Source organism: Streptomyces sp. NPDC023157, assembly GCF_055560575.1.
Window position 1 is genome coordinate 428,249 of record NZ_JBVHIL010000003.1, and the last position, 21,091, is coordinate 449,339.

The following is a 21,091-nucleotide window of genomic DNA, read 5'->3' on the forward strand; positions in this document are numbered from 1 at the left end:
GACGGGCGCCGTTCATCCTTTCGGGCAGGCGGCCGTGAGTCAGGAGTTCGACCCGCGCGCGCCGCCGCGCTCCCCTGCGCGCCCGGGTCCGCGCCCGGCCGCCCCGCCGATGGGCAGGACGGCCGGTGGGCGGGGCCCGCCGGGGGGCCACCGGCGGGGCGGCGGTCACCGGCGGCGTCACCGCCGGGGCGTCACCGACGGACCGCCACCGCCGCCTGGTGGCCCGACGGAACGGCCACGTCGGCCAGGAGCCAGCCGGGCGGGGCGGTCGGGACGGGGCCCGAGCCGACGTACTCCGCCGAGGGGTCGGCGCCGAGCCCGACCCCGGTCCCCTTCAGGTACGCCTCCTTCCGCGTCCACACCCGGGCGAAGGCCGCCGGGCGCCGGTCCTGGGCGAGCGCCGCCAGTTCGGCGGACTCGTCCGGGTGGAGGACCTCGGAGAGCTCGGCCACGAGGTGCGGGGCCGGGATCCGCTCGATGTCCACGCCCACCGGGGTGGTCGCGACGGCGATCAGGCTCATCCCCTCGCAGTGGGAGAGCGAGAAGTGCAGCCGCCCGTCCGGGAGCACCGGCCGCCCGTGCGGCTCGCCGCAGCAGGGGCAGGGCGCCCGTTCCACCGTGACGCCGCGCGGTGCGACGCCGAGGTGGGCGCCGAGCAGCCGGCGCAGGCCGACGTGCGCGCACAGGTACGTGGCGCGGTCGCCCGGCCGCCGGAACTCCCCTGCCCGCGCCAGCTCCTCCGCGTCGAGGACGAGGGAGGCGTAGCGGGCGGCGCTGTCCTCGTGCACCTCGGTGGCGACCAGCCAAAGCTGCGGGCGGCCCGCCCGGGGCCCGGGCGGCAGCACCGGCGCCGAGGGCAGCGGCGGGAGCGGGGACGGACGGAGGAGAGGGGGAGAAGGGGCGGACGGTTGGGGAGAGGGAACCGACAGGTCGGGTGGAGGGACGTAGAGGTCGGCGGGCCCGGGGGCGTACAGGGCGGGCCCGGGGGCGTGCAGGGTGGACCCGGGTGCGTACAGGGTGGGCCCGGGTTCCTGTCGGGTGGGCTCGGGTGCGTGCTGGGTGGGTGAAATTGCGGGGGTCTGCGGGGTCATGTCTGCCTCACACGGACGTGGCGGTGGTCTCCGGTGCGGTACGGATGCGGTCCTCGGTGCGCCGTTCGGCGGCCTTCCCCGTGGCGTCGGCGCGCAGCGCGAAGGCGGCGGCGATCGGGGAGACCAGGGCGAGGCCGGCGCACAGCAGCCAGGTGCCGGTCACCCCGAGGTGCATCGATACCGGGGTGAAGACGGCGAGCGAGAGCGGCGCCGCGCCGATCCCGGACAGGGCGAAGGTCGACATCGCGGCGCCCATCCGGCCTTCGGGCACGGCCTGCTGATAGGCCGTGACCAGGGCCGGGCCGTTGAGGCCCGAGAGCAGGCCGACGGCGGCGGCCGCCCCGGCGAGCAGCCCCGGCGAGGGAACGAGGGCCATCGCGCCCATGCCGAGGGCCAGTCCGGTGCCCGTCACCACCAGCTTGAGGTGCGTCGGGATGCGGTGGGCGAGCGCGGCACCGAGCGCGGCCGAGGCGAGCGCCCCCGCGCTGAAGGCGGCGAGGACGAACGCGACCGCGCCCACGCCCCAGCCCTGGTCGGCGGCGCGCAGCGGCAGCGCGACCTCCGCCGGCCACAGGAAGGCCAGGTCCATCGCGAAGCACGCCACGAACATCCAGCGCAGGCGCGGGTGCGCGGCGAGCAGACGGAAGCCGTCGCCCGAGCGGCTCAGCAGCGACGGGCCGCCGTTCCCTGCGGCCTCGGGCCGCCGCATGTCGTGCGTGACGTGCGCGGCGCAGCCGAGCCAGAGGGCGCAGCCGATGGCGGTGGCCGTCATCGCGCCGGGCAGCCCGCCGACCACCACGAGCCAGGCGCCGAGCGGGGAGCCCGCGATGGGGGCGAGGCGCAGCACCATGGAATAGAGGGAGTTGGCGCGGCCCAGTTGTTCCTGGGGCGCCAGGTGGGGCAGCAGGACGCCGGAGGCCGGGCCGGTGAGGCCGAGCAGGATGCCGTCGACGAGGGCGATGACGATCAGCGGCCACAGGGTGTGGGTGGTGGCGGTGACCACGGTGCCGGCGGCCAGGACGAGGAGGCGGACGCTGGTGGCGCGCAACAGGAGGGCGCGCGGTCCGAGGATGTCGGTCAGGGCGCCGCCGAAGAGGAGCAGCAGGGCGCGTGGCAGGGTGGCGGCGAGGGTCACGGCGGTGACGGCGCCTCGGCCGCCGAGCTGGACGGCGGTCCAGCTCATGGCGATGAGGAGCGCGAAACTGCCCGCCTGGACGGCTGCCTGGCCGACGACGAGGCTGCTGATACGGCGCCAGTCGACGGTGGGCGCGGGCGGATCGGCGAGGGGCGTGGCCATGGGGTCGGCTTTCTGTGGGCGGGGCGGCTGCCGGCTGGGGTGGGCAGTGGGGACCGGTTGGTGGGAGGGGCCCGTTTGGTGCGGGAGCAGGAGGGCCCGGGTTGGTGCGAGGGGTCCGGGTTGGTTGGGGGGCAGGAAGGCCCGGGTTGGTGCCGGAGCAGGTGCCCCCCGTCAGGTGCGGGGTCGGAGTCGTATGCGGGTGGTCGGGGGTGCGCCGTGGAGGGTGGCGGCCACCGCCAGGGCCACGGCGCGGTCGGTGGCCCTGCGCAGGACGCGGGGGGCGAGGCCCCGGGGGGCGCGGAGTTCGACGTGGCCGCCGAGGTAGCCGCGGCCGGCCTCGCTGAGGGCGCGCTGCGCCGTGCGGCGGGCGGTGCCGTCGACGCCGTACGGCAGCGGGCCGGGCGCTCCGACGGTGACGCCGGGGGTCTCCCGTACCGAGAAACGCGCGTGCACGGTGCGGGAGGCGCCGCGCCGGGGCGGCCTCAACACGGGACCGCTCCCTGGGCCGGGTCCCACAGGTCGTCCGGGGCCAGGGCGGCGGGCGTGTACTTGCCGAGGGCGCTGATGAGCAGCCGGAGTTCGAGGGCGAGGGCCTCGACGAGGCGCTCCAGGCCGTGCTCGGGGTCCTCGTCGACGGCGACGAGCGCGGCGCGGCCGAGGCCGACGGCGTTCGCCCCGAGGGCGAGGGCGCGGACGGCCCGGCCGCCCTCCCAGACGCCGCCGGTGGCGAGGAGGCAGCCGTCGGGGCGGCCGATCCGGCGCAGGCACTCGGCGAGGGGCAGTCCGACCTGGTCCAGGAAGACTCCGGGTGCCCAGCCGGTACCGCCCTCGGCGCCGTCGACGGTGACGGCGTCCGCTCCGGCGGCCCACGCGGTACGGGCGGCCCGGTCGATGTCACGGCCGGGGTGGAACTTCACCCACGTACGGGCCTTGGGGAAGTTGTTGCGCATGAAGCGGAGCTGCTGGCGCAGGATCTCCTCGGTGAACGTGCCGGGGGTCGCGCAACGGAGCCGCTGCGGCGCGTCCTCGCCGAAGACCTCCCGGACCGTGAAGCGGCGGGCGAGCTGCTCGGCCTCGGCGCGGCCGACGACGGTCATGCCGCCGAGCCCGGGCTTGGCGCCCTGGCCGGTCTTCAGCTCGAAGGCGAGACGGCCCGTCTCCAGGAGCGGGCGGAAGGCGGGGTCGCTGTAGAGGAGGTTCCACACCTCGGAGTCGGCGTCCTCGGTGGACTGCTGGACGACGATGCCGCCGGCCCCGTCGGGCACGGCCTCCAGGTAGGCCTCGACGCGGGCGCGCAGGGCGGAGCGGGTCGCGTCGCCGGCCTTGCGGTAGCCGTGGACGGGGACCATGTTCTCGCCGATGACCATGGGGATGCCCAGGCGGGCGGCCTGGCGGCTCGCGTGGACGGCGAGGTCGCCGCTGCCGGCCCGGGTGGAGCCGAACGCGGAGAGGTAGAGGGGCAGCCGGGCGGTGAAGCCGCCGACGCGGGCGGTGAGGTCGACGTCGCCGAACTCGGGCTCGCGGGCGAGGTCGATGAGCTTCTCCAGGCGCTCCGGCATGAAGACGGGCGGGACGATCCGCGTACGGTCCAGGGCGTCCCCGCCGTGGGCGGCGGGTGCCGGGCCGAAGAGGCGGGCGCCGTAGGCGGCGGGGTCCGGGAAGACGGCGGCGGATCCGGTCCTGGCCCGCGTCCGCACCTGCTCCTCGGGGAAGCCGGGGGCGGAGAGCCCGGACGGGACGGACGGGACGCGTGAGGCGGGCTGGGCGGGCAGCACCGGGGACGTGAGCGGTGCGTACGAGGTGAGCGGGACGGACGAGGCGGAGTCGTCGTCCATCGGCTTCACGGTGGGAACGGCGGGAACGGCGGGAACGGCGGGAGCCGCCGGGATCATGATCGTCACGGGGTCACCACTCCGGGCAGCTTCGGGTAGGCGCTGACCTGCCACAGGGCGTCGAAGCCGGTGAGGAAGCGGACCAGGCGCTGGAGGCCCATGCCGAAGCCGGCGCTGGACGGGATGCCCTCGCGGGCCTCCTTCAGGTACCAGGCGTACTTGGCGGGGTTCTCGCCGCTCTCCCGCATCCGGGTGACGAGGGTGGCGTAGTCGGCCTCGCGCTCGCTGCCGGAGACCAGTTCGCCGTAGCCGTGCGGGGCGATCAGGTCGAAGTTGCGGAGCACGCCGGGGCGCTCGGGGTCCTCGCGGTCGTAGAAGCCGCGCGAGCCCTTGGGGTAGTCGTCGACGAAGAACGGGCGGTCGCTCTCCAGGGAGAGGATGCGCTCGCCGGCCCAGTCGATCTCGCCGTCGGGGTTCTGCGGGTGGCCGAGGGAGAGCAGCCGGGTCACGGCCTCCTCGTGGGTGCGCACGTCGTACTTCCCGGCGCGGATGTCCCCGAAGTCGGCCTCCATGCGGCCGAGTCCGGTGAGGACCTCGGGGATGGTCGTCCAGACGTGTTCGGTGACGTGGGTGAGGAGCCCGGCGGCGATCTCCTGGGCCTCCTCGCGGCCCGCGTCGGCGATCTCGACGTCGATCTGGTGGAACTCGACCAGGTGCCGGCCGGTCGTGGCGGTCTCCTCGGGCTCCACGCGCACGTTGGGGGCGATGTAGAAGAGCCGGGGGAAGCCGCGCAGGGACGCCTGCTTGTAGAGGATGGCGCTGGTCATCAGCTTGTACGGGTGCCCGTAGTAGTCGACGTCCAGGGCCTTGGCGCCGCGCCCGCCCGGGTCGGTGACGGGTCCGACGAGCGGCGGCAGCAGCTCGGTGAAGCCCTGGCCGCGCAGGTAGTCGCGGGCGCCCTGGAGGGCCTCCTGCTGGACGAGCATGGCGGCCCGCAGCTCGGGCGAGCGCAGGTGCTCACCGAGCGGGGGCGGGCCGGCCGGGGCGGCGGAGAAGGGTGCGGGCTGGTCCATGGCGGACTCCTGATCTCGTACGGGAGGGGCGGGGGTGCGGGCGGTCGGGCGGAGTTCGGGGCCGAGGTCGGGCGGTCGGGCCGCACGGCCGGGCGGAGTGGGGGCGGGTAGGGGTCGGGCGTCGTGCGGGTCAGACGGTGACCGCGGTCGCGGTCGGCCGGCCAGGTCCGTCGCGGCGGCCGTCGGGGCCGTCGCGGCGGTCTCCCGGACCGTCGCGCCGGTCGCCGGCGTCCTCGCGACGGTCACGGTCGCCGTCGCCGTCGCCGTCGTACCGATCAGCCACGTACCGCAAGGCCTTGAGCAGTCCGGCCGAAGTGAACGGGCTCGTGTCCGCGCCGGTGTCGGGGCGCAGGGGCATGGCGCCGGTGCGGGCCCAGCGGAGGCGGCCCGCGGGGTCGATGTAGCCGAGGGAGCGGCCGGCGTTGTCGGGGTGGAGGCAGAAGGGCACGTCGAGCAGGCCTCGGGCGAAGGCGGCGGGGAGGGCGCGGGCGAGGTCGGGGTGGAGGCCGAGGACGGTCTCGACGAGGGTGCGGGCCTCCTGGTAGATCTCGCTGTCCTCGGGGGCCGTGTCCGGGGTGGGGGCGCCGGCGAGCGCGGCCGCGGCGGCCGCGGTCTCCAGGGCGCGGACGTTCTCGTCGACGGTGGGGATCCGGTGGGCCTCGGCGGCGGTCTTGACGATGAGGCGCCCGGCCCCGGAGCGGACGGCGAGGCGGGCGGAGGCTTCCAGGAGCCGGAGGGCTCCGCTCTCGGTGCGGGGGTAGACGCCCATGTACGTGTAGAGGACGACGTGGTGTTCGACGCCGGCCGGGAGGAACTCGGCGGCGAGCCGGTGCAGGGCCCGCAGCGCCTCCTCGTCCTGGGTGGCGTCGGTCTGCTGGGCGTAACTGAGGGAGACGCTGCGCAGCCCGTGCTGGACGAAGAACAGGCACTCCAGGACGCTCATGGCGACGAGCAGGCCGGGCGGGCAGAGCTGGCCGAGGAGGCAGCCGCCGAAGCTCTCCAGGTGCGGGGTGGCCGCGCTGCGTTCGGCGAGGAGTTCGCAGGCGCGGACCCAGGCGGCGACGGACTCCCCCAGCGGGGTGCGGCCGTAGGGCAGGCAGTACGAGACGGGGCCGCCTTCGGTGGCGTCGAGGCCGACGTCGGTGAGGGCGCGGATGATGGCCTCGGGGCGGGCGGAGCCGTGCCGGACCTGGACCGGGAAGTCGGGTCCGCGGAGTCCGGCGAGGACGGCGCGGGTGGTGTCCGGGGAGTGGGCGGCGATGGGGTAGCCGTTGAGGCGGGCTCCGTCGGCGACGGCGGCGCGGGCGGCGGCGAGGGCGCCGACGCGGGTGTAGCTGTCGACGGTGAGGGTGCCGGCGGTGTGGGCGGTCGCCGCGCGGGTGCGGGCGAGGCCGGTCCGCATGAGCTCCGGGTCGCCGAAGCCCATGCGGGGCTGGACGACGAGCCGGCCTGCGGCGGAGGCGGCGGCGACGAAGGCCCCGAAGCCCGCGCCGGAGGCGCCGGTGGCGGCGTCGGCGGTCATGCCAGGACCTCCCTGCGGGCCGGGGCGGCGAGGAAGGCGCGCAGGGCGTCGGTGTCGTCGCCGAGGACGGCGTCGCAGCCGGCGTCCAGGAGGCGCTGGAGCTCTTCGTCCTGGCGGCGTCCGACGACGCCCAGCTTGCCGCCGAGGACCACGGGCAGTGCGGCGAGGGCGGGTTCGGCGCGGAGCGCGCGGACGGCGTCGAGGCCGTCGCGGTAGCCGTGCCCGTTGACGCTGCTGAGCACCACCGCGTCGGGGGTGTGCCGCAGGCAGGCGCCGGCGAGCAGTTCGGCGTCGACGCAGGGGCCGAGGCCGACGACCTCGTGGCCGTGTTCCTCCAGGAAGAGCCGGAGGTACACGAGATTCCATGTATGGGAATCCGAGGCGGTTCCGCTCAAGAGAATCTTCATGCCTGAAGAGTAATTTTCCGAAGGTTCCGGAAGGGGAAGTCCGAGCGGCAGCAACGACCGGCACTTTCGCATCCGAAAATGCCGGGGGAAGGCTCGGGAAAAGGGCATGGAAAAGGCGCCGCGCCCCGCTTCTTGGGATGCGGGGCGCGGCGCCTTCGGGGCGTGCACGGAGCGTGCTCGGAGCTTGGTCGGGGCGTGCTCGGTGAGGGCGGACGGCAGGGTCAGGCGTACTGGGCGACGAGGCTGCGCGGGCGGATGTCGTCCCAGTTCACGCTGATGAACTCCAGGGCCTCGCCTCGCTCGCCGGGGCCCCAGACGCTGATCCAGCCGGCCGGCACGGAGGCGAAGGTCGGCCACAGGGAGTGCTGGCCCTCGTCGTTGACGACGACGTGGAAGGTGCCCTCGGCGTTGTCGAACGGGTTGATGGAATCGCTCATGACTGAGTCCTCATTTCTTTCTTCTGGAGTGCGGAGAGCTTCTCCGCGAGAATGCTTCCGATGTGTGCGAGTGGTTCCGGTTCGGCCATCTGGAGATGTCCGTGTTCCAGGGTGTGGTTCTCGATGATTCCCTCGGTGAAGGGAATCCAGGTGGCGGCGAGCGCGCCTTCCGGTTCGGCCGGCCTGCGGGCGGTGAAGAACAGGAGGTCGGTGTCGGCGACGCCGGGGACGTGCCGGGCCATGAGTCCGGCGTGGGTCTCCGAGGCGCGGAGCACGGCACGGAGTTCGGAGGCGGTGAAGCCGGCGAGGACGGGGTCCTCGCGGCGGATCCGCTCCATCGCCTCGGCGAGGTCGGCGGGCGGCTCGGCGGCGGCGCGCTCCTCGGGCGGCAGCACGGAGACGCTGCCGGGTCCGGTCTGGTGGACGTCCATGAGCGCGAGGAGTTCGACCTCCTCCCCCGCCTCGCGGAGCCGTACGGCGACGGTGTGCGCGACGAGGCCGCCGAAGGACCAGCCGAGCAGCCGGTAGGGGCCCCAGGGCTGGATGCCGCGGATCCGCTCCAGGTAGGCGTCGGCCATCTCCTCGATGCTGCCGGGCCGGTGGCCGGGGTCACTGAGGGAGCGGGCCTGGAGGGCGTACAGCGGCTGGTCGTCGCCGAGGTGCCGGGCGAGGCCGGCGTACGCCCAGCCGACGCCGGTGCCGGGGTGCACGCAGAACAGCGGGCGGCGGGTGCCCCGGGTGCTGAGCGGGAGCAGCACGCCGAGGGCGGAGGCGTCGCCGTCTCCCGTACCGGAGTCCCCGTGCGAGCCGAGGAGCCCGGCCGGGGTGGGCGCGCGGAACAGGTCGCGGACGGTGCGTTCGACGCCGAGGACGCCGCGCATCCGGTTGACGAGGCGGACGCCGAGCAGGGAGTGCCCGCCGAGGGTGAAGAAGTTGTCGTCGATGCCGACTTCGGGGACCTGGAGGATCTCGGCGAACAGCGCGCAGAGGACTTCCTCGCGGGCGTTGCGCGGGGCGCGACCGCCGGGGTCGGCGGCGGGCCGGTGCGGGGCGGGCAGGGCGGCCCGGTCGGGCTTGCCGTTGACGGTGAGCGGCAGGGCGTCGAGGACGACGACCGCCGACGGCACCAGGTGTTCGGGGAGCAGCGCGCGGGCCTCGGCGAGGAGTTCGGCCTCGGTGACGGCGTCGCCCGCGCGGGGGACCACGTATCCGACGAGGCTCTTGTCGCCGGGCCGGTCCTCGCGGACGACGGCGAGGACCTGGCCGACCGCCGGGTGGGCGGCGAGCACCCGCTCGACCTCGCCGGGCTCGATGCGCACGCCCCGGAGCTTGATCTGTCCGTCGGCCCGCCCGAGGAAGCGGAGTTCGCCGTCGGGGGTCCACAGCACGCGGTCGCCGGTGCGGTACATGCGGCTGCCGTCGCCCTCGAAGGGGTCGGGGACGAACCGTTCGGCGGTCAGACCGGCCCGCCCGACGTAGCCCCGCGCGACGTGTCCGCCCGCCACGTACAGCTCGCCGGGGACGCCGGGCGGGACGGGGCGGAGGTGCTCGTCGAGGACGTGGCTGCGGGTGTTGTCCATCGGCCGCCCGAGGTGGAGTCCGGCGCCGCGCAGGACGCGCCCTTCGCCGGGCTTCGTCGTGAACCACTGGTTGTGGGAGGCGAAGGTCGTCTCGGTGGGGCCGTAGGAGTGCACGAGGACGGTGTCCGGGCAGTGCGTGAGGACGCGCTGGACGGCGGCCGGGGAGGCCACGTCGCCGCCGGTCCACACCTCGCGCAGCCGGCGGAGGGTGTCGAGTCCCTCGTCGGCCATGACGTGGAAGAGGCCGACGGTGAAGTAGGCGGTGGTGACACCGTGGCGGCGGACGGCGCGGGCGGTCTCTTCGAGGTCCGTTCCGTCGCCGGCCAGCAGGACCAGGCTGCCGCCGCCCAGCAGCGGGGCCCAGATCTCGAACACGGAGGCGTCGAAGCCGGTCGCGGAGTGGACGAGCATGCGCCGGTCCGGGCCGAGGGAGAGATCGCGGTCGGCGGCGAGTTCGACGACGTTGCGGTGGGTGACGCCGACGCCCTTGGGCCGGCCGGTGGAGCCGGAGGTGAACATCACGTACATGAGGTCGTCCTCGGAGGCCGAGGGCTCCGACGGGTCCACCGCCGAGTCCACCGCGCTCACCGCGTCGGTGGTGCCGCCCGCGTCGACGCGCAGCACCGGCGTCCCCTCCGGCGGGGTGTGCTCGCCGTCGGTGGCGACGAGGCGCGCCCCGCTGTCCTCCAGCATCAGCCGGATCCGCGCCTCGGGCAGGCGGGGGTCGAGCGGCAGGTAGGCGGCGCCGGTCTTGAGGGCGGCGAGGGCGGTCACGATCAGCGGGACGCCCCGGCCGAGCAGGACGCCGACGGTGTCGCCGCGCCGGACTCCGGCGGCGCGCAGCCGGGCGGCGAGCGCGTCGGCGCGGGCGTCGAGACCGGCGTACGTGAGGGTCTCGTCGTCGGTGAGGAGGGCGGGCGCGTCGGGGGTGCGGGCGGCGCGGCGGGCGATCAGCCCGTGGACGGTGCCGCGTTCGGGCAGGACGGTGGCGGTGTCGTTGTAGTCGGCGACGAGCCGGAAGCGGTCGGCGTCGGTGAGCAGGGGCAGTTCCCCGATCCGTACGCCGGGGTCGGCGGCGGCGGCGTGCAGGGTCCGCTCCAGGTGGGCGGCGAGCAGGGCGGCGGTGGAGGCGTCGAACAGGTCGGTGGCGTACTCCAGTCCGCCGGCGAGACCGGCGGGCCGGCCGTCCGCGTCGCGCCGCTCGTCGAGGGCGAACGTGAGGTCAAACTTGGTGGTGACGGTGGTGAGGAGGTCGGGCGCGTCCTCGCGGAAGAGGCGCGCGGCGGTGTCCGCGCCGGGGACGCCCCGCGTGTAGTCGTGGTGGAGCTGGACGACGATCTGCGCGAGCGGGTGGTGGGCGGTGGTGCGGACCGGGTTGAGGTCCTCGACGACCCGGTCGAAGGGGAGTTCCTGGTGGGCGTAGGCGGCCAGGTCGGTGCGCCGGACGCGGTCGAGGAGCTCGGTGAAGGCGGGGTCGCCGGAGGTGTCGGTGCGCAGCACGAGGGTGTTGACGAAGAAGCCGACGAGTCCGCCGAGGAGTTCGTCGTCGCGGCCGGCGGTCATGGTGGCGAGCGGCAGGTCGGTGCCCGCGCCGTGCCGGGTGAGGACGGCGGCGAGGGCGGCCTGGAGGACCATGAAGAGGGTGGCGCCGCTGTCGCGGGCGAGCTTCTCCAGCGCCTCGTGGGTGGCGGCGTCGACGGTGACGGGGGCGCGGTCGCCCCGGTGGGTCGCCTCGGCGGGCCGGGGGCGGGCGGCGGGCAGTTCGAGGGCGGCGGGGGCGCCGGCGAGGGCGGTGCGCCAGTGGTCGCGGTGGGCGTCGGCCCCGGGTCCTTCGAGGAGGTCGTGCTGCCAGAGGGTGTAGTCGGCGTACTGGACGGGCAGCGGCTCCCACTCCGGGGCTCGGCCCTCGGCGCGGGCCGTGTAGGCGGCGGCGAGGTCGGCGAGGAGCGGCCCGGTGGACCAGCCGTCGGCGGCGATGTGGTGGACGAGCAGGACGAGGACCTGGCCGGGAGCGTCGGTGCCGGGGGCCTGGGGGTTGAGGGCCTGCCCAGGCCCGTCGGTGCTGTCGTCCTCGCGGCCGAGGACCTGCCCGGACCTGTCGGCGCCGGTGTCCTCGCGGCTGATGAGGGCGGCCCGCAGCGGGATCTCCTCGGCGAGGTCGAAGACGTGTCCGGCGGCTTCGGCGACGGCGTCGGCGAGGCGGTCGGCGGGGACGGTGCGCCGGTCGAGGGCGGGCCGGACGCCGGTCAGGATCTCCTGGTGGGGTTCGCCGTCGACGGCGCGGTAGCGGGTGCGGAGGACCTCGTGCCGGTCGGAGACGTCGGCGAGGGCGTCGGCGAGCACGGCGGGGTCGAGGGGCTCGGCGGGGTGCAGGACGAGCGGGATGTTGTAGGAGGCGCTGGGGCCTTCGAGGGTGTCGATGAACCAGAGCCTGCGCTGCGCGTACGAGAGGGGGACGCGGTCGGGCCGGTCGGCGCGCGGGGTGGGCCGGGGCCGGGAGGGGGCGGCGGGGGCGCCGTCGGCCGTGGCGGACCCGCCGGCGGGGGCGGTGACGGCGGCGATGCGGCGGGCGAGGGCTTCGGGGGTGGGGGCGAGGAGCAGGTCGCGGACCTGGATGTCGGCGCCGAGGCGGGCGCGGACGCGGTTGGCGAGGCGGACGCCGCTCATGGAGTGCCCGCCGATGGTGAAGAAGCCTTCGTGCGGGCCGACCTGGTCGAGCCCGAGGACCTCGGCGAACATCGCGCACAGGGTGTCGACGAGTTCGGCGTCGGCGCCCTCGCCGGTCGCGGCGGTGTCGGCGGGCGTCTCGGTGTCGCCGGCGCGGGCGCGGCGCTCGTCGAGGGCGCGGCGGTCGGCGGCGGGGACGAGGGCCTCGTCCGGCAGCGCGGTGCCGGGGTCGGCGGCGGCGGTGCGCAGGGCGCGTTCGAGGGCGGTGAGGAGGATCCGGGGCACCTGCTCGTCGGTGAAGACGTCCCGGGCGTACTCCAGGCCGAGGCGGAGTCCGGCGGGGGCTCCGTCGGCGTCGCGGATGTCGACGCAGGCCGCGGTGAGGTCGAACTTGGTGGTGGCGGGCCCGTCCTCCTCGGCGAACCGGCCGGTGACCGGGCCGAACGGGAAGGCGCCCTGGTCGGGTCCGGTGGCGTTCAGGGTGAGCATCACCTGGAAGAGGGGGTGGACGCCGGGGTGCCGGGGCGGGTTGAGGTGTTCGACGAGCAGGTCGAAGGGGATCCGCTGGTGGGCGAAGGCACCCAGGTCGGTGTCGCGGACGCGGGCGAGGAGGGTGGCGAAGGCGGGGTCGCCCGAGGTGTCGGTGGGCAGCACGAGGGTGTTCACGAAGAAGCCGACGAGCTCGTCGAGGGCTTCGTCGTCGCGGCCGGCGACGGGGGTGCCGAGGGCGACGGCATCGCCCGCGCCGGTGGCGCGCAGGGCCAGTCCGAGGGCGGCCTGGAGGACCATGAGGAGGCTGGCGTCGTGCTGTTCGGCGAGGTGGACGAGGCGGGCGTGGACGTCCGCGTCGAGGGCGGTCTCCACCATGGCGCCCGCGTGGTCGCGGACGGCGGGCCGGGGCCGGTCGAGCGGCAGCGGGGTGACGGCGGGCTGTCCGGTGAGGGCGCCGCGCCAGTGGGCGAGGCCCTGGGCGAGGACGGAGTCCGGGTCGTCGGCGTCGCCGAGGACGTCGTGCTGCCAGAGGGTGTAGTCGGCGTACTGGACGGGCAGCGGCTCCCACTCGGGGGCACGGCCCTCGGCGCGGGCCGTGTAGGCGCGGGCGAGGTCGGTCATGAGCGGGGTGAGGGACCAGCCGTCGCCCGCGACGTGGTGGAGCAGGACCGCGAGGGTGGCGCCGGCGGCTCCGTCCTCGGGGAGGAACAGGGCGACGCGCAGCGGCAGTTCGCGGGAGAGGTCGAAGGTCTCGGCGGTGAACCGGGCGATCAGGCCCGGGAGTTCGGCCGAGGGGGCGTCGACCGTGCGGAGCCGGACCGCGCTGGGGGCGAGGATGTGCTGGTACGGCTCGTCCTCGGGGGCGAGGAAGACCGTACGGAGCACCTCGTGCCGTTCGGCGAGGTCGGCGACGGCGGCGGCGAGCGCCGCCCGGTCGGGGGCCGTGTCCAGGTGCAGGACGATCGGCATGTTGTAGGCGCCGGACGGCCCGTCGAGCTGGTCGAGCAGCCACAGGCGCCGCTGGGCGTGCGAGAGCGGGACGCGGTCCTCGGCGGGCAGCGGCTCCTCATGGACGACGGGCAGCCGGGGGTCGGTGGTCCGCAGCACCTTGCGGTTGATCTTGCCGGAGCTGGTGCGGGGCAGGGCGACGACGACGGAGACGGTGGGGACGGCCGCGGCGGGCATCCGGTCCCGGACGTGGGTGCGCAGTTCCTCGGCGCCTGTGCCGCCTTCGGTGACGACGAAGGCGACGAGCCGCTTGACGCCGTCGGTGTCCTGCTGGGCGACGACGGCGGCCTCCCGGACGGCGGGGTGCCCGGCGAGGACGGAGTCGACGGCGGCGGGGTCGATGCGCTGGCCGCCGATCTTCACCTCGTCGTCGAGGCGCCCGTGGTAGAGGATCTGCCGGTCCGCGCCGAGGGTGACGAGGTCGCCGGTGCGGTAGGCGCGTTCGCCGTCGAGCTCGGTGAAGCGGCGGGCGTTCAGCTCGGGCCGGTGCAGATAGCCCCGGGTGAGGCCGCCGCCGAGGAGCCACAGCTCGCCGCCGACGATCGCGGCCCGCACGCCGGGCAGCGGGCGTCCGATCGGCACCGGCCCGGTCTCGTGCCGGGTGAGGTCGGCGACGGTGGCGACGACGGTCGTCTCGGTCGGCCCGTACGCGTTGAGCAGCCGTACGGAGTCGCCGACGAGCCCGCGCCACTGGCCGATCCGCTCGGGCAGCGCGGCCTCGCCGTAGATGATGACGGTCCGCAGGCAGTCCGGGAGGCGGACCGAACCGGTGGTGAGGACGTAGACCAGCTCGTGCCAGTACGCGGCGGGCAGGTCGAGCAGGGTGACGCCGTGCCGGGCGCAGCCGGCGAGGAGCTCGGCCACGTCGAGCATGTCGTCGGTGCGCAGGACGAGCGTGCCGCCCGCACCGAGCGTCGCGAAGACCTCCTGGACGCTGGCGTCGAAGTGCAGCGGGCTGAACTGGAGGACGACGGAGCCGGCGTCGATGCCGTACGCGGGGGTGGCGCCGGCGATGAAGTGGGCGAGGGAGTCGTGGGCGACGACGACGCCGTTGGGGACGCCGGTGGAGCCGGACGTGTAGATGACGTAGGCGGCGCCCGCGTCGGTGCCGGGTCCGCCGAGGACCAGTTCGCCGTGCCGGGCCACCTCGGACGGGGCGGGCGCGGCCGCGCCGCAGGCGTCGTTGAGGATGGCCTCGTTGCGGGCGTCGGGCGCCTGGACGTCGAGCGGCAGGTAGGCGGCGCCGGTGGCGAGGACGGCGAGCAGGCCGACGATCGCGTCGATGCCGCGCGGCCGGTGCAGGGCGACGAGCCGGCCGGGACCGGCGCCGTCGGCGGCGAGCAGGGCGGCCCGCGCACGGACGGCGGCGCCGAGCTCTGCGTACGTCAGCCGCGCGTCGGCGTGGACGAGGGCGACCGCGTCGGGGCGGGTGCGCTCCTGCCGGGCGATCAGGTCGAGCACGGGCGGGGCGGGGGCGGGAGAGGGTCCGCCGTCGAGCAGGTCTTCCGTTCTGGGGGCCATGCTGACTTCCTCCGGTGACTGGGGCCGAGAGACCGGGGCGAACGGTTCCTCTCGCCTCCGTGCCGTCCACGCTAGGTGCGACCCGGGCGCTCCCGGGGCAGTAGACGCGGCAGCTCCGGGCGGCAGAAGTGCCGCCCGGAGCTGCCGGTGCGCGGGGATGCCACGGGGTGCGTGGACCCGGGAGTCGCCGGGCCTTGTGGGTCCGGGGAGGGTGGGTGACCTGGTGGGGCCGGGAGGGTGGGCGGCGGGCCTTGTGGGCCCGGGACGGGCAGTGGCCGGATGCGGCCGGGGGGACGGCGGGCCTCGTGGGCCCGGGACAGGCAGTGGCCGGGTGGGGCCAAGGGTCGACGGGCGGGCCTCATGGGCCCTGGGGTCAGCGGCCTCGGGGTGATGAGCCTGGGGTCAGCCTCGGGGCGGTGGGCCTGGGCTCTGCGGCCCTCAGGCGGTCGGCCCCGGGTCAGCGCCCCTGCCGGCTCCCCGCTCGCGTGCGGCGCTTGAGGGCCGGGGCGGGCGGGACGGGGCGGCCCGGGGTCGGGATGAGGGGCTTCGGGGGCCTGGGGTCGTTCGGGTCCGGGCGGCTCGGGGCCGTGTCGGTCGCGGGGGTGGCGAGGCGGCGGGCGAGGGAGGCGGCGGTGGGGTTGCGGAAGACGTCCCTGAGGGTGAGGTCCTGCCCGAACTCGCCGCGGATGCGGTTGAGGAGGCGGACCGCGAGGAGCGAGTGCCCGCCGTTCTTGAAGAAGTTGTCGTGGCTGCCGAGCGGCCGCCCGCCGAGCACGTCCCGGAAGAGTCCGAGCAGCCGCTCCTCCCGCGCCTCGGCGGAGGCGTCCGCACCGGGGCCGGCGGTCGTCCCGTCGGCGGGTCCGTCGGCACCGGACCCGGGGTGCTCGGAGTGCGGGTCGCCGGTGCACTCGACCCGGGCCGGTGCGAGGTATTCGGGCAGCCGCTCGACGGCCCAGTCGAGCAGTTCCTCCCCGGTGGCGCGCGCGCCGGCGGCCCGGGTGACGGTGGCGTACAGGCGGTCGTCGCGGACCTCCACGACGGCGCCGGTCACGGCCGGGTGGCCGAGGAGGACGTCCTCCACGCGGCCGGGCTCGACCGGATATCCGGCGACGGTGAGGGTGGCGACGGTACGGAGGGAGCCGTCGGCGGAGGCGTACGCCTTGCGGCCGGTGGCGCGCAGCCCGCCGCCGGGGTTCGGCTCGTACACCTCGCCCGGTACCCGTACGGGCGCCCGGCGGCCGCGCTCGTCGAGGACGGTCCCGGCGCCGAGCGGCGCGGGCGTGGCGTACTCCGGTGCGGAGAGCGCGAGTCCGGGGTCGGCGGCGAAGGCGTCGAGCGTCTCGACGAGGCGCCGGGCCAGGAGCCGGGCGGTCTCCTCGTCATAGAGGGCGGTGGCGTACTCCAGGGCGCCGGCGAGTCCGGCGGGCGTGCCGTCGGCTTCGGCGCGCTCGGTCAGCGCGAAGGTGAGGTCGCTCTTGGCGCCGGTCCCCCGGAAGCCGACCGGCTCGCCTTCCAGCGCGGACGGGCGGGACGCGCCCGACGCCGCCGCGGGTCCCGCCGGGGTGACGGCGGCGTGGACCTGGAGCATGACCTGGACCAGCGGCGCGTGCGCGGCGGACCGCTGCGGGCTCAGGTCCTCGACGAGCCGGTCGAAGGGCAGGTCCTGGTTGCTGTAGGCGGCGAGCCCGGCTTCCCGGACCCGTCGGACGAGGTCGGCGAAGGCGGGGTCGCCGGAGGTGTCGGTGCGCAGGACCAGTGTGTTGACGAAGAAGCCGACGAGCGGGTGGAGGGCGTCGTCGGCGCGGCCGGCGACGGTGGTGCCGAGGGCCACGTCGGTCCCGGCGCCGTGGCGGGCGAGGAGCGCGGCGAGGGCGGCCTGGACGACCATGAAGAGGGTGGCACCCTGGGCGCGGGCGCAGCGGAGCAGGGCCCGGTGGGTGGCGGCGGAGACGTCGAAGCCGGTGAGGGCGCCGGAGCCGTCGCTCTCCAGGGGGCGGGGCCGGTCGGTGGGGAGGGCGATGAGCGGCGGCATCCCGGCGAGGGCGGTGCGCCAGTGGGCGAGTTGGGCCTCGGCGAGTCCGTGGGTGCCGTCGAGGAGGTCGTGCTGCCAGAGGGTGTAGTCGGTGTACTGGACGGGCAGCGGCTCCCACTCGGGGGCACGGCCCTCGGCGCGGGCGGTGTACGCGGTGTCGAGGTCGGCGAGCAGGCACGGCGTGGACCAGCCGTCGCCGGCGATGTGGTGGGTCAGCAGCACCAGGGTCTGCTGCCGGTCGTCGCCGGTGACGAGCGTGGCGCGGAAGGGGAGTTCGGCGGAGAGGTCGAAGACGTGTCCGACGGCGCTGTCGACGGCCGACCGCACCTCGGTGTCCCCGGTGGCCAGGATCCGGTCGAGTACGGGACGGGCGTCGTCGAGCACCAGCTGGTACGGCTCGCCGTCCGCCGCCCGGTAGACGGTGCGGAGCACCTCGTGGCGCGCGGCGACGTCGGCGAGGGCGGCGTCGAGCGGGTCGGGTTCGACGGGGCGCCGCAGCCGGGTGACGACGGGGATGTTGTAGGTGGCGGAGGGCCCTTCGAGCCGGTTGACGAACCAGAGGCGGCGCTGGGCGTAGGAGAGCGGGATCCGGGCGGGCCGCAGGGCCTGCGGTACGGGGCGGAGCGCGGGCCGGGCGGGTCCGCCGCCCTGCTCGTCGAGCCGGCGCAGCAGCTGGCCGGGTGTCGGCGCGAGGAACACGTCCTTGATGGCGGCCTGGAGCCCGAGGGCACCGCGGATCCTGTTGGTCAGTTTCCCCGCGAGCAGCGAATGCCCGCCCAGCTTGAAGAAGTTGTCGCCCTCCAGGACCTCGTCCCGTCCCAGGATCTCGGCGAACAGGCCGCGCAGGATCTCCTCGCGGGGGTCGGCGGTCGCCGTACCGGGGCCGCTCCCCCGCTGCCGGTCGCCCGCCGGGGGCGCGGTGGCGGCCGTCCGGGCGAGGCTCTCGTGGCGGGCGTCGAGGGCCTTCCGCTCCTCGTCGGTCGCCCACGGCACCGCGCTCAGCGGCGTGTCGCCGTCCTCCCGGGCGAGGGTGGCGAGAGCCCGTCGGAAGAGCCCGAGCAGGAGCTGGGCGGTGGGCTCGTCGTACAGGTCGGTGGCGTACTGGAGTCCGATGAGCAGCGGTCCGGCCTCGCCCTCGGCGCCCTGGGTGCCGGCGCAGTGGAACGCGAGGTCGAACTTGGCGCTGCCGAGGTCGGCGCCGTCGAGCGTGCCGGGGATCCCGCCGAGGGTGACCGTGCTGTCGCCCTCGGCGTCCTGGGCGCTGACCATGACCTGGAAGAAGGGGTGACGGCCCAGCGTGCGCTCGGGGTTGAGGTCCTCGACGAGGAGGTCGAAGGGGAGGTCGTCGTGGGCGAAGGCGGCGAGGTCGGCGTCCCGGATCCGGCGCACCAGCTCGCCGAGGGTGGGGTCGCCGGACAGGTCGGTGCGCAGGGCGAGCGTGTTGACGAAGAAGCCGACGAGGTCGTGCAGCGCCTCCTCGGACCGTCCGGCGACGGGCGTGCCGACGACGAGGTCGGTGCCGGCTCCGGCGGCCCGCAGGGCGAGGGCCAGGGCGGCCCGGACGACCATGAAGAAGGTGGCCCGCTGCTCCTTCGCGACACCGGCGAGCGCCCGGTGGGCCGCCGCGTCGAGCTCGTCTGTGACGACGGCGCCCCGGTTGCTCGGCTCGGTGGGCCTGGGCCGGTCGGCGGGGAGCCGGGTCTCGCCGGGGATGCCGTCCAGCGCCTTCCGCCAGTGTTCCAACTGCGCTTCCTTGAGGCCGTGTTCGCCGTCGAGGAGGTCGCGCTGCCAGAGGGTGTAGTCGGTGTACTGGACCGGCAGCGGCTCCCACTCGGGGGCACGGCCCTCGGCGCGCGCCGTGTACGCGGTGTCGAGGTCGCCGAGGAGGCCGGCGATGGACCAGCCGTCGGTGGCGATGTGGTGGACGGACAGCACCAGGACGGCTCCGCTGGAACCCTCGCCGTCGCTCTCGCCGTCGCTCTCGAAGAAACGTACACGCAGCGGTAGTTCGCGGGTGATGTCGATCGGCAGCCGCGCGAACTCCGTCACCCGGGCGTCGATCTCGTCCGCCGTGACACCGACGACCTCCACCGGCACCACCGCGTCCGCCACGATCTCCTGATACGGCTCCCCGTCCACCGCCGGATACACCGTCCGCAGCACCTCGTGCCGCTCCACCACATCCCGCAACGCCGCCTCCACCACCGAGGCCACCGGCCGCCCATCGAGCCGGAGCACCACAGGCGCGTTGTAGGCCGCCGAAGAACCCTCCAGGCGGTTCAGGAACCACAGCCGACGCTGGGCATAGGAGAGCGGGATCCGGGCCGGACGCAGGGCCTCCGGTACGGGGCGGAGGGCCGGCCGGGCGGGACCGCCGATCCGCTCGTCGAGCCGGCGCAGCAACTGCCCCGGCGTCGACGCGAGGAACACGTCCTTGATGGTCGCCTGGAGCCCGAGGGCACCGCGGATCCGGTTCGTCAGCTTCCCCGCGAGGAGCGAATGCCCGCCCAGCTTGAAGAAGTTGTCGCCCTCCAGGACCTCGTCCCGCCCCAGCACCTCGGCGAACAGGCCGCGCAGGATCTCCACCCGGGGGTCGGCGGTCCGGGGACCGGAGCCCTTGGTCCGGGCGCTGTCGCCCCGGAGGCGAAGGGCCTCCGCTTCGGCCTCCGCCCTGGCCTCGGCCGCGGTGGCGGCTTCGACCAGGGCCCGGTGGCGGCGGTCGAGTCCTGTGCGCTCGTCCTCCGTCGGCAGGGCGATGTCGCTCAGCCGGGTGTGCTCGGGCCGTTCGGCGAGCGTGGTGAGCGCGCGCCCGAAGAGGCCGAGGAGGAGGTGGGCGGTGGGCTCGTCGTACCGCTCGGTGGCGTACTGGAGTACGAGCGTGAGCCCGCCGGGGTCGCCGGTGGCGTCGCTCCGCTCCAGGCAGTGGAAGCTGAGGTCGAACTTGGCGGTGGCCAGGTCGGCTTCCATGAGGGTGGCGGGGATGCCGCCGAGTTCCAGGGCCTTCTCCTGGTGGGTCTGGGCGCTGACCATGACCTGGAAGAAGGGGTGCCGCCCGAGGGAACGCTCGGGGTTGAGGTCCTCGACCAGGAGGTCGAAGGGCAGGTCCTCGTGGGCGAACGCGGCGAGGTCGGTGTCCCGGATCCGGCCGAGCAGTTCGGCGAGGGTGGGGTCGCCGGACAGGTCGGTGCGCAGGGCGAGCGTGTTGACGAAGAAGCCGACCAGTTCGTGCAGGTCCTCCTCGGGGCGGCCCGCGACGGCCGTGCCGACGACGAGGTCGGTGCCGGCTCCGGCGGCCCGCAGGGCGAGGGCCAGGGCGGCCCGGACGACCATGAAGAAGGAGGCCCGCTGGTCCTTCGCGACACCGGCCAGCGCGCGGTGGACGTCCGCGTCGAGTTCCGCCGTCACCGCGGCGCCCTCGTGGGTCGGTTCGGCGGTGCGGGGGCGGTCGGCGGGGAGCAGTGTCTCGTCGGGGATGCCGGCCAGGGCGCCGCGCCAGTGGGCGAGCTGCTCGTGGGCGGTGCTGTCGGGGTCGGCGGGGTCGCCGAGCATGTCGTGCTGCCAGAGGGCGTAGTCGGCGTACTGGACCGGCAGCGGCTCCCACTCGGGGGCTCGGCCCTCGGATCGGGCGGTGTACGCGGTGTCGAGGTCACGGAGGAGGAAGCCCACGGACCAGCCGTCGGTGGCGATGTGGTGCACGGACAGCACCAGGACGGCACCGCCGGAGCCCTCGCCGTCGCTCTCGGCGACACGCTCACCGGCGGTCTCGCCGACACCCCCACCGCCACTCTCGAAGAGACGTACACGCAGCGGTAGTTCGCGGGTGATGTCGATCGGCAGCCGCGCGAACTCCGTCACCCGGGCGTCGATCTCGTCCGCCGTGACACCGACGACCTCCACCGGCACCACCGCGTCCGCCACGATCTCCTGATACGGCTCCCCGTCCACCGCCGGATACACCGTCCGCAGCACCTCGTGCCGCTCCACCACATCCCGCAACGCCGCCTCCACCACCGAGGCCACCGGCCGCCCATCGAGCCGGAGCACCACAGGCGCGTTGTAGGCCGCCGAAGAACCCTCCAGGCGGTTCAGGAACCACAGCCGACGCTGGGCATAGGACAGGGGGATCACGGTT

General features: G+C 75.4%; 10 protein-coding genes. All 10 read right to left on the minus strand.

All coding sequences use genetic code 11. The features are described from left to right. Positions 1–191: 191 nt before the first annotated feature. Positions 192–845 (minus strand): 4'-phosphopantetheinyl transferase family protein, encoded by a 654-nt coding sequence (locus ACZ3ZE_RS13030; protein WP_467258983.1) that lies wholly within the window; start codon positions 843–845, stop codon positions 192–194. Between the two features lie 253 nt (positions 846–1,098). Then, the gene (locus ACZ3ZE_RS13035) at positions 1,099–2,388 is read right to left on the minus strand and encodes an MFS transporter (protein WP_467258986.1); all 1,290 of its coding nucleotides are present in this window, start codon (positions 2,386–2,388) and stop codon (positions 1,099–1,101) included. Between the two features lie 171 nt (positions 2,389–2,559). Next, positions 2,560–2,877 (minus strand): hypothetical protein, encoded by a 318-nt coding sequence (locus ACZ3ZE_RS13040; RefSeq protein ID WP_361174168.1) that lies wholly within the window; start codon positions 2,875–2,877, stop codon positions 2,560–2,562. Continuing rightward, entirely contained in the window at positions 2,871–4,289 is a 1,419-nt protein-coding gene (locus tag ACZ3ZE_RS13045; RefSeq protein ID WP_467258989.1) for a glutamate synthase-related protein, read from the minus strand. The genes ACZ3ZE_RS13040 and ACZ3ZE_RS13045 overlap by 7 nt, the downstream gene beginning before the upstream one ends. Continuing rightward, complete coding sequence (locus ACZ3ZE_RS13050) at positions 4,286–5,293, minus strand: asparagine synthetase A (RefSeq protein ID WP_361174161.1); 1,008 nt, start codon at positions 5,291–5,293, stop codon at positions 4,286–4,288. The genes ACZ3ZE_RS13045 and ACZ3ZE_RS13050 overlap by 4 nt, the downstream gene beginning before the upstream one ends. Before the next feature lie 130 nt (positions 5,294–5,423). Beyond that, a complete protein-coding gene (locus ACZ3ZE_RS13055; RefSeq protein ID WP_361630132.1) occupies positions 5,424–6,815 on the minus strand; it encodes a methylaspartate mutase in 1,392 nt (463 codons plus the stop codon). Beyond that, positions 6,812–7,222: a cobalamin B12-binding domain-containing protein gene (locus ACZ3ZE_RS13060; RefSeq protein WP_361174155.1), complete on the minus strand. Its 411-nt coding sequence runs from the start codon at positions 7,220–7,222 to the stop codon at positions 6,812–6,814. Before ACZ3ZE_RS13060 ends, ACZ3ZE_RS13055 begins: the two co-directional genes overlap by 4 nt. Positions 7,223–7,443: 221 nt before the next feature. Further along, a complete protein-coding gene (locus ACZ3ZE_RS13065; protein WP_467258992.1) occupies positions 7,444–7,659 on the minus strand; it encodes an MbtH family protein in 216 nt (71 codons plus the stop codon). Then, a complete protein-coding gene (locus ACZ3ZE_RS13070; RefSeq protein ID WP_467258994.1) occupies positions 7,656–14,927 on the minus strand; it encodes an amino acid adenylation domain-containing protein in 7,272 nt (2,423 codons plus the stop codon). The genes ACZ3ZE_RS13065 and ACZ3ZE_RS13070 overlap by 4 nt, the downstream gene beginning before the upstream one ends. A gap of 457 nt (positions 14,928–15,384) precedes the next feature. Next, on the minus strand, positions 15,385–21,087 hold the full coding sequence (locus ACZ3ZE_RS13075) for a condensation domain-containing protein (RefSeq protein WP_467258997.1): 5,703 nt from the start codon (positions 21,085–21,087) through the stop codon (positions 15,385–15,387). Positions 21,088–21,091: the final 4 nt, after the last annotated feature.

What these genes read in the sequence shown, in the direction of transcription:
- ACZ3ZE_RS13035 (WP_467258986.1), bottom strand. Translation starts at nt 2,388, where the DNA reads ATGGCCACGCCCCTCGCCGATCCGCCCGCGCCCACCGTCGACTGGCGC.
- ACZ3ZE_RS13050 (WP_361174161.1), bottom strand. Translation starts at nt 5,293, where the DNA reads ATGGACCAGCCCGCACCCTTCTCCGCCGCCCCGGCCGGCCCGCCCCCG.
- ACZ3ZE_RS13055 (WP_361630132.1), bottom strand. Translation starts at nt 6,815, where the DNA reads ATGACCGCCGACGCCGCCACCGGCGCCTCCGGCGCGGGCTTCGGGGCC.
- ACZ3ZE_RS13060 (WP_361174155.1), bottom strand. Translation starts at nt 7,222, where the DNA reads ATGAAGATTCTCTTGAGCGGAACCGCCTCGGATTCCCATACATGGAAT.
- ACZ3ZE_RS13065 (WP_467258992.1), bottom strand. Translation starts at nt 7,659, where the DNA reads ATGAGCGATTCCATCAACCCGTTCGACAACGCCGAGGGCACCTTCCAC.
- ACZ3ZE_RS13070 (WP_467258994.1), bottom strand. Translation starts at nt 14,927, where the DNA reads ATGGCCCCCAGAACGGAAGACCTGCTCGACGGCGGACCCTCTCCCGCC.